9 protein-coding genes are annotated in these 10005 nt (G+C 48.6%); all 9 read right to left on the reverse strand.

The window, feature by feature from the left end; genetic code table 11:
• Nucleotides 1-2 precede the first annotated feature (2 nt).
• Nucleotides 3-1022, reverse strand: coding sequence for a PD-(D/E)XK nuclease family protein (locus HDC91_RS05400; protein ID WP_183549032.1), 1020 nt, complete (start codon nucleotides 1020-1022; stop codon nucleotides 3-5).
• 432 nt (nucleotides 1023-1454) lie between these two features.
• Entirely contained in the window at nucleotides 1455-1796 is a 342-nt protein-coding gene (locus HDC91_RS05405; protein ID WP_183549034.1) for a hypothetical protein, read from the reverse strand.
• A 512-nt stretch (nucleotides 1797-2308) separates the two neighbouring features.
• Nucleotides 2309-3154 (reverse strand): hypothetical protein, encoded by an 846-nt coding sequence (locus HDC91_RS05410; RefSeq protein ID WP_183549036.1) that lies wholly within the window; start codon nucleotides 3152-3154, stop codon nucleotides 2309-2311.
• Between the two features lies 1 nt (nucleotide 3155).
• On the reverse strand, nucleotides 3156-4475 hold the full coding sequence (locus HDC91_RS05415) for a hypothetical protein (RefSeq protein ID WP_183549037.1): 1320 nt from the start codon (nucleotides 4473-4475) through the stop codon (nucleotides 3156-3158).
• A 12-nt stretch (nucleotides 4476-4487) separates the two neighbouring features.
• Complete coding sequence (locus HDC91_RS05420; RefSeq protein ID WP_183549039.1) at nucleotides 4488-6815, reverse strand: hypothetical protein; 2328 nt, start codon at nucleotides 6813-6815, stop codon at nucleotides 4488-4490.
• 619 nt (nucleotides 6816-7434) lie between these two features.
• The gene (locus HDC91_RS05425) at nucleotides 7435-8091 is read right to left on the reverse strand and encodes a potassium channel family protein (protein WP_183549042.1); all 657 of its coding nucleotides are present in this window, start codon (nucleotides 8089-8091) and stop codon (nucleotides 7435-7437) included.
• Between the two features lies 1 nt (nucleotide 8092).
• Nucleotides 8093-8725: an OmpA family protein gene (locus HDC91_RS05430; RefSeq protein WP_183549044.1), complete on the reverse strand. Its 633-nt coding sequence runs from the start codon at nucleotides 8723-8725 to the stop codon at nucleotides 8093-8095.
• A gap of 11 nt (nucleotides 8726-8736) precedes the next feature.
• Nucleotides 8737-9390 (reverse strand): TerD family protein, encoded by a 654-nt coding sequence (locus HDC91_RS05435; RefSeq protein ID WP_183549046.1) that lies wholly within the window; start codon nucleotides 9388-9390, stop codon nucleotides 8737-8739.
• Between the two features lie 45 nt (nucleotides 9391-9435).
• Nucleotides 9436-10002, reverse strand: a complete 567-nt coding sequence (locus tag HDC91_RS05440) for a TerD family protein (protein WP_183549048.1) — start codon at nucleotides 10000-10002, stop codon at nucleotides 9436-9438.
• Nucleotides 10003-10005 lie beyond the last annotated feature (3 nt).

The following is a 10005-nucleotide window of genomic DNA, read 5'->3' on the forward strand; positions in this document are numbered from 1 at the left end:
GATTATATCTCTTTCTTTAAAATATGCCAGTCCAGTTCCGGGTGATTTTGTGCGAATGTCAGCAGGCTTTCAAAAGCGCTGGCAAACCACTTCTCGATATCCTTTTCCATGTCTGATGAACTCATGAAATCCGACATGGGTTTAATTAAACCTAACCAGTTTTCGCCATTAGTCAGAAACTTATGCCCCTGGATTGCTGCTTTGAATTCTTTTGCTTTTCCATTTTTATCATTCGTCCATAACCAAACCTTTAACTGCGGAGCTTCAGCTTCTACAAAATCAAACCCGGCGCCTAGTTCGCTGTAGTCGGTATCGCCAAAAACATAAGCCAAATGAAAAATGTACCTGGAATGCGTCTTGATCTGGTGTAGGTTTTCACTGTCTTTAACCAGGCGGTCATCAAAGTAAAGCCTGAAAACGGCCCTTATTTTTTCCAGGTATCGGTCCATCTTTTTGATCACCGGCGAGATGCCCTGCAGGGCGGTAAGGTCGCCCAACGTAAACTCCATGTTATCACTCATATCGTGTTCATTTAAAAAATCTAAAAATTGGTGCACCATGCCTGAAGACTTCCAGCGGTTAAGGAACCGGCACACGTCTGCCCAGCGGAATTGTTCAAAATTGTGAGTGCTGATACTTTTCTGGTCATAGTATTTTGTACAATACTTCAGGTGGGTATTTAGTTCTGGCCTAAAAGCGGCTAAAACAGCAGCATAGCGTTCCAGTTGGATATAACCCTCGCGTGATTCCACTTTGTGTTCCACAAAACAGATGGTATCCTCAGAACGAATAACAAGGTCCACCCTGCAGTCGGAATGCAGGGGATTGGTCGAATGAAAGTGTTCCTGTGTACGAAAAGTAAAACCAGTGCCTTCAATTTGTAACAGCTCGTTTACAAATGCGTCCCCGATTGCCGGGTCATTTATGAATATCCCGGCCAGGATCTCCGTGCAAAAGTCCTCCAATGGCGTCTTAACCCCATTTGTACCGTAAAGCTTGAGCAACCTGCTGTAGATATTCACATCTTCACTTATTAATAATAATAAAAGTCAACAACGCTCGAAACTACCGCGCTTAGAAATCAATACACTACGGGAAACCGTAAAATGATGAATCGCGCCTTGTGAATAGGTCAGCAGATGTGCCTGACTCTATACGTTAATCAAATAAAGGCAGGGGCTATCACGCAAATGAATTATAAAGAATGATATCATTTATAAGTCTTCCGATAAAGAGGATAACACCTTGATGAAGCAAAAAAACAAGGTCCAAAAAATTAAACTTGCGAGAAGGTACAATATCTTGCTTATTAATTGAGGCCACTTCGTGTACAATAAGTTCTTTACCCGACCACCAATCTTTTAAGGGCGCTTTTAGCGGCAAGTTTCTCCGCCTTTTGATTAGCCAAAAGCAACGCCTTACGTTGGCAATCATATACAAGCTTACCCTAATCATTATTTGGGAGGCATAATGATTTTAGGGTCGTTGAAAGACAGTATATCGCCAGACGATGTCCAAATATGATAACCGTTCCAAGGTTCGGTATCAATACGGCAACCAACTATATATTCGTTACGATTAGCGACTGACTCCCGTATTAGCATATCGGAACATGGTATGTTATTTTTCACTAAAATGCGACCAATATCAATGTATACCTCTCCTGTTGCCGAATGCCAATTACTTTCAAATTTACTATCGGGGTTGGAATCTACTGGTTTAGTATCATTAAAAAAAAATGCCTGAATTAACGCCATCGCCAATATCATTAATATCATGTAGAGCCTATTTTTCATTCTTTGTGCTTTTACTCTTTATTTTGGGGAATTGTAATTCAAAGCTGTTTTAAGTTTTGAATTAATCAGTAATTTATGCTAGTCAGGTTATAAGCTATGGATTTTATGCGATAATTCGCCGTGCAGGTGAGCAAGTTCGCTCCTGAAGGAGATTATACTTAATAATCGCAAGACGGCTCCGAAACTAATGACCTTCTGCCTATTTTTTACATACACCACAAGTCTTACCGTCCTTGGCACAACGCTTACAGTATTTACAATTCTTACAAGCTTTACAAGGATTGTCGCCGACGCAAGTTGCGACAGCGCGTTTAGCGTGGGTTGGGGTTGAGTTATGGGCGCTTACAAGCGAACCTGCAGCCAGGAATAAAATGAGCAATGATTTCTTCATGATGTGTTAAGGTTTATAAATAAAAGTAACCATATTAATTCCGAAAAAGCAAGGTATTGAATCTTAATTTCGCTAGGCATAACTTTCTAAAATACTTTAGGTAGGAATGCTATTATAATAATTATTCCTTTACCACATAGTTCTTATAAGGGTTGAACGCGGCGGTGGACTCAAAGATTAGGTCACCGGACGCCGCCTGCTTGGAGCCCATACGGCTAAATATGCCGGTCCAGGCTTTTTGTATATTATGGGCGACGCTGACAGGCATATAAGGTGTGGTCATACAAATGCGAATATTGATGATAGTTTTTTGAACTGATTCATCTCCCTGGTAGGTGGCCAGCAAACTGCTATCCTTCGTGTTCAAAAGCGGTCGCCCTGGCCGCTGGTCCATCATCACATGACCCGCCGGTGAATCCTCACATTGCTCGACCATATCTGAGAAAATGATCAGTTCGTTTTGTGCCAGTGGGGCTTCCCGGCTCATTTGCCGGAAAGACCTATAGGCATTCTCAACCGAGGTCAGGATACAGGTATTGTTTTCAGCCGAACGAAGCGCCGAATCAATTACGTGCTTTATTCGCTTGTCTGCTTGTTCAAACGATTCGATGATCTCGTCCTGGTTGAGCTGATATACTTCGGGCTGCTGCAATTCCATAAAAGGGTGCTCAAATGCGTTAGAGCCGATCAGGTAGAAGCGTATCATAGACCCGGGCGGATAATGCCTGATGAGTTCAGAGCATCCCTTCAGCATTGCAGCGGTACGCTGTACAAGACCGGCGGTATCACGGGTACCGAGAAGACTGACACTTCCAGAAACATCACACAAGACCACAACATTTGCAGCGCCCGGCGTTTCTGTAACTTTATCCAGGGTCTCCGTCGTCGCTCGGTTACCAGACCCACAGCCACAGGCGGCCATTAAGCACAACAAAGGGACAATAAATAACCAATATTTCGCTTTCATATTAATTTGAATTTAGTCGGCGGTTAAAGGTTTGATTTACAACCTCATTTCGATACTCTTCAATAAGTTTGTAGAGATCGTGCCCGTGATGGGCTCGATAACTGATACGGAAACCCTGTTCATACACCTGTACGAAATAAGCGGACTGCAGATCGATCTTCTCTTTTTTGTTTTCCCATTCCTCGAGGTACTGCTCCAGTTTCTTTAATAAATATGTTTTTTCCTGAAGCATCTCCTGGGTCAGAAGGCAATTATTGGACGCCGCAGCAGCAGCTTTTTCCGAGTTGATGAGCGCGCGGCGATTGGCGATGATCTTAAGCGCCACGGAAAGTGCGATGCCACTGATCACCGGAACGATCACCGTGATTCCCACAAAGCTTTTGAGCAGTACATCGGCCACATCACGGGTACGTGGGTCAAGTGCCATTTTTGCTACCTTTGTTTTCAGCGAACTGTAAAGGGTGAAATAAGTTCGGTATTCCGCTAAATTATACAACAGCCAAAGCAGGGCGATCAGTATACAGGCCTTGACCAAGAATTTCAGGGCCAGTTCCGCGACGAGTAAACCTATATTCGCCTTTTCGGCCGCCATCTCGCGGACATGCTGCTGCATATGTCCCAGTTTACTATTGATGTATTCGTCGTAAAATATTTTGACAAAAACGGTACACAATGCGATACCAAAAGAAAACAGCATCAGTTCAGGGTCTCCCAGTTTTTGTTTGAAACTCGCGTCCGGGGCTTGATGACCGATGCCAAAAAAGGCGACCAAGTTAACAGACACGGCAATATCTGCCAGGATCATCAGCAGGGCCGCGGTCAGATATACCCTCGCATTGAACCTGTTGAACTGCTTGTGGTCATGGTGGCGCAGGTCGGTTAGTTCGGATAGTTTCTCCAGACAACCGGCTTCCTGCTCGCGAAGCTTCTGTAGTTCCGTCCCCTTATCGCTGATCAGAAGGTTCAGGGCAGCGATACGGCCTTTCAGGCTGGATACGACGCGTTCGGTAATAAGGTTAGCATAGGTGCGCGCCGTTTTCAGCATCTGGAAATCCCGTGCGCCGATGCGACCATGCATTTTGCCTATGGATTGGTAATATTCGCCCGACCCAAGTATATGGGCCTGTACATTCTCGATCAGTTCGTTCTCTGAACCGCCGATGGCCATAATGTTATTTAGTTTCTGCCGGAGTTCCTCGTGTAGAGCGTCCTCCGTTTTTTCGGCTTCCGCCGGTTCAACAGACTTGTTATTATCTTTTGAACGCCGGAAGCTTCGTAAGCGTTGCAGGATGGATGTCCGTGAGGGGATCAATGGTCTCATAATTCAATAAGTTTAATTGATGGTCAATTGCTGGGCTGGGTCGGTGTCTCTGAACCAGATCCCGGTGTAATAACCTTCTTTGAGCATCGTTTCCTCTCGTAGTTGCAGGCGCTTAAGGTTCTCGCTTTCGGTCATTCCCTGCTCATGGATAGCCTCTATTTGTCGTTCCAAGCGTAAGACGTCGGCACGGTTGTTCCGTATCTGGTCCGTAATGGAATGCCAAGTACCCTGGTTATGCCAGTAGTTATGCTCTTCCTGCGTAATAGTTGTCTTTCGGTCACAGAATTCCCGAATACGCTGGTGCAACTCTTTGAGTGCGGTGGCGGTTTCGGGAAAATAGCGCAGGTCAGCTGAGCTAACTTTCAATTCGTCCAGAAACTCTTCGCTGGTGTGATCGCTGCGCAAAGGCTGCGGTTTATGGAATACGCTCACCACGCTGCGATAAGCTTGTTTTGCGGTTTCGGAAACGCGTTCCCGCAATTGCCTTTTCTCCTTTCTGGACTTTTCCGGCTGTGCCGCCGGCTGCTCGTCTTCAGTTGTATGCGACATTACGAGAAAAGGCTTCACTTCGGAATGTGAAACCGCTTTACCAGATGCGATTGCCGAGGCTAGGATTGCGCGCCCCTCGATCAGGTCAAACATCTTTTGCTGCAGCAGCCCGATACGATCCCTTATCTGCTGGTAACTGGTGTAATTCACGCGTATAGGCCTGGAGTAATACTGCACGACGTTATTCATCCCCTCGATGGCATACAAAAGCACATCGGCATTGTAACGCAGGCCGTTGAATATATAGCCATAGGACAGGCTGCTGGCCGTAGCCAAGCAACTTACTACGAAACCGAAAATAGCGACCCGGCGCAATTCGTCAAAAGGCGGCAGGTTATAATGGTACAGGATCATCGCCATGATCATCAGCCCAAAAGCGACGAATCCGACGTAAAGGAACCAACTGCGGCTGCCCCTTGCCGATTCCTCCTGCCGGTGATACCGGTTCTCGGAAACCCGGCTCAGGTACAGGATCATAAACACCGAGAACATGATCGCAATAGAGGTCCCGATGAATTCATTCACCATGGAATCAAAAAGGCTTTGAAAAGTAGGTGCGTCCAAAGGCGTACGACCCTGTGCGACAAGGCCTTTATTGGTCTTTTCTATCGCCGCAGCGTCTACGGTCAACTGGTGCGCGATGACGCCAAGCAATGGCAGGAGTGCTAAGATGACCGGCATCAGCTTTAGCCAAAAGCCCCACCAGGCGGTTGATCTGATGCGCGTTTCCAACAGCTTTTCCATCTCTTCCACATCAAAATTAAAATTATCATTTTCCTTCGGATCGCGTCTAGGATGCTTCCTGAGTTTGCGGCGGTCCGCGATCAGCCCGTAACGGATAAGAAGGTGATGACAGCCCCAACTCAGCAAGCCAGTCAAGACCAAATAGGCGAGGATGATTAGTACCATGACCGGAGGGCTGAACTGACCAAGGTATTTGCCGATATGGTCCAGGAAAAAAAACCGCAGGTTGCTGTTACCAGCGATATTATTGCGTTCATCCTGCAGCGGTAAAGGCCCGGACCATATTGCAAACCACCAGCCGCTGACGAGCGCGCCTACACCACCCAGGTAAAGCAACAATTTCGCCGTCTGCGGGTCCACGCCGTCTCCGGCGAGTACCTTCAGCCGTTTGGTCACTTGTTCGTAACGGCCCCGGTGCTCGTCAAGCAAACGGCGCCAGAAATCGGCTTTGGCCCGGAAAGCGTCCTGTTCCTTAACGAAACGCTCCTCTAACGCCTTGTTTTGGTCATCCTGCAGAGACTGGCTTAGTTTCATCAGTTGCAACACTTCCCCTTCCAACTGTTTAAGCGCGGAGGTCACAATACCTTCCTTGGCGGCACCCAGACCGGCCAGTATTTGCCGCAGTTGCGTATAAAGGTCTGCCAGATGCGCGTCAAGTTCCACCCGTTCATCCTTTAGGGTGGAAAGGTAGGTCTGATACGCCTGCTGTTTATCTATTAAAAAAGTTCCCTCCTCTCGGCGGTGAACAGCCTGTTCCTGCATAGCCGCAAGTCGGTGGGCCTGGAGCATTTCATAATTTCTTAACAAGGCAGCATAACGCTCCCTGATGTTTGTCAGTTCGGTATCCAGCAGGTCTTGTGACGTGGCGGAGCGGTCAAGCGTCAGCAGGAAACCGCGTTTTTTGATCAGTTCATCGTTGGGTTTAAGTGAAGAAAGCCGGATCGGGTTATGATCATCTGCCGGCGCTTGCGGTATGGCCGGCGGCGCATTTTCTTCATTGCTCACTCCACTGTTGTTTTCAGTGCCCGTTGGTTCCTTTTCTTCCATAAAATAAAATCAAATTATACAATGCATGACCGCGGGCACTCGACCGGCAGTTCAAAAATGTCAACTAGTTGTGGTTCTGCCCAGCATTAGGGCGAAGAAGGCGCCTTGCGTGGCGGTTTGTGTATGTCATGATAAGGTTATTTTTAGGTATTACAATAATAATGAACGCTTTGCATAAAAACAAATGTAACTTACATACAAACCCCGGCACGGTACGATCTTTAAAGACGCATTAAAGTGCAATAATTACAAGGCACTTGCATCCCGAGCTTTAATGGCATTTTTCAGCGAAATCCAAACAAAAAATTTACAAGTTATTCTACCTAACTGATAAAGCATCGCCGATTTATCAACGATGCATTATCCTTACTAATCAACGCTTTTCACCGGGCTTATGTATATGCGGCTTTAAAGGAGGATATTCGGGTTTTTTCTCGGGTGTGACCCGTCTTCTTTCATCCAATTCTCCGTCCTCCCTTTTAGGCTTTGGTCCTGGTTTAATTGCTCTAATTTGTTCCATATTGTGTTTTTATTGATTTTATAATAGTTTATAATGTGAAGTTATACGATTGCTGTCGGGCGACCTTACGGGAAACCATAAGCGCCGAACTCAAATCAACTACGCATTCCCGGACTCTACAAACCAGCTTGCTACATAAGCCGTAAATGTCCCAAACAGCCCCACGCCCGCCGTCATAAGGATCGACGCGATGATCCTGCCTTCCGTGGTGACGGGAAATTTATCCCCATAACCTACGGTGGTGATCGTGACATAGGCCCACCAGATCGCGTCTTCCGCGGTCCGGATGTTACTGGCCGGGTCTTTCTCCACCTGCAGGATACCGATCGAGCAGAAGATAATGAGCAGCACCGCCAGGATCGCAACGGATGTGAATGCGCCTTTCGCTTTGTTTTTGAACACGTGCCTGACAAATGTTTGCGTGGAACGGAAAGCGCGGATCAGCCGTAATAAACGGATCAGCCGGAGCAATCGCCCGGCGCGCAGAAAGTTGACTGCGGGAATGCTCGAGACCAGGTCGATCCATCCCCAGCGCATAAAGGCCAGTTTGTTTTGGGCATGAAAAAACCGCACGCAAAATTCGATAAAGAAAAACACGCAGATCCCGTGGTCGATATACCTCAGCAGCACGGACGTTTCCGGTGGCAATTTCACCAGCGTATCAACGAGCAAAGCACCTAAGACATAGATGGACAGCACCAGTACGATCAGGTTCAGCAGGCCCATTTGCCGCTCGCCGGTCTCTTCCGCCCTCATGTCAATAAAGTATCTCTACCCTTCTGTTCTTCCTTCTGCCGGCCTCCGTATCATTCGGCGCAACAGGATTATTCACCCCCCTGCCCAGCGCGGTGATCCGCCCTTCAGCGACTCCTGCCTTCACCAGCAACCGTTTATAGGCATCCGCCCGACCCTGCGAGATCCTTTGATTCAACTCCTGGCTCCCCTCACTGCTGGCATAACCAAATACGCTGACCTTCCTATCACCCCCGGCTTTTATTTTCTCCTGTATACCCGCCAGCACGCCTGCCGCTACACCCGGCTTAACCGAACCCGCCTTGAACGAGGCCGCCGTTATCGGTTTTGAAGCCGCAACGCCCACATCAGCCCCGACAGGTTCGCTCTTTAAACCAGCCGAATCTTTGACAACCGCGGAGGTTGCCGCTCGCGTAGCCAGCGTCGTATCCCCTTCCGGCAGCTTTGCAGACGTGTTCCGGCCGGTCAGGTACCAGGCCGCGCCGCCGGTGACCAGCAGCGCCACAAGCGCGAACAACCAGTAGGCAGGCCTTTTGGGTGCTGCGCTGATCGTGTCGTTATCGCTCTTGGACAGATCGAAATTCGTTTTCTTGTAAGGCCTCGAGGCCCCCTCATTTTTGTTCAGGTTGAATGACATTGTCTTAAAATTTAGGTGTACATATCTACTAAAGTCTGCAAACTGCCGGTGTGGGCGCGCCCCATCGCCTCGAACTCCCAGGTGCTGCCCACGCGGAACAAACGGCCGAACTCGACCGCGTCCTCATTGGTGTACTTGTCTTTCAGGTCGTAACGCGTAATCTCCTCACCCGAGTTCTGGTCAACGATCCGGATATAACAATCCTCCACCTGCCCGAAGTTCAGGTCCAGCGTCCGCCTGTCCTTTTTGTTGTCGTTCGGGTACTTACAGATCGTGCAGCAAATGATGATCTGCTCCACGCGGGGGCTTACCTTGTTCAGGTCGATCAGCATATCTTCATCATCATCCCCGTCGCTGCGCCTGCCATCCGGGTCATCGATCGCGCCCGTGATCGAGCCATCTTCCGTATACGGCCGGTACAGCCCCTTTTCCACGGCATCCTCGATCTTATTGCCCATATTCACCTGGCCGTAAAAGACGAAGTAGGAATCGGACGGGATCTTAAAATCGGAACCGATCGCGAACGCCGAAACATCCAGGTCAAATTCCGGCCCGCCGGGCTGATCGTTCGGGTCCCAGCCCATACCGATCTTCACCAGGGAAAGCCCCGGCGCTGCTTTGGAGAGCGAGAAGCGCTCTCCCTTGTTTAAATTAAAACTTGCCATATCTTTGTTGATTTATTGATTTTGTACCATGGTTCAGTCGCCACGTTATTGATACATCTCGGCCAGCGTGCCCAGGCCGCCCATAAAAGCCTGCCCGACCGCCTCCAGGTCCCAGGCACCCTCGTTTCGGGCCATGGTAGCGATGAGCAGAGAGTCTTCGCCTGAAAAATGTTCGTTCAGCCGGTACTCGCACAACACCTGGTTAGTGTCCGCGTTCAGGATGCGGATGCAGGCGTTCTGTACGTGTCCGAAATGGTGGGCTCTCTCTTCAGACCGGTCGATGGTGACCGCAAAATAGAGGAACTCCACGCGGGGATCCGCGCGGAGCAGGTCCACCCGGATCACTTCATCGTCACCATCACCTTCTCCCGCACTGCTGTCGACGGGATAGAATGCGGCCCCGTCGGGGCTGGACGGATTATTGTAAAAAACAAAAAATTCATCACTGACCAGTTTGCCGCCTGCGCCCATCATGAACACAGACAGGTCGAGGTCTACCGGGTGCCCGTTTACTGTTGCCGGATCCCAGCCCAGACCGGCGACGATCCGCTGCAGGCCACTGTCCACTTTCGTCAGCGAAACAGTCTCTTTTTTTTGTAGTTGTATAGCCATCTA

Source organism: Mucilaginibacter sp. AK015, assembly GCF_014200785.1.
In the GTDB taxonomy this organism is placed as follows: domain Bacteria; phylum Bacteroidota; class Bacteroidia; order Sphingobacteriales; family Sphingobacteriaceae; genus Mucilaginibacter.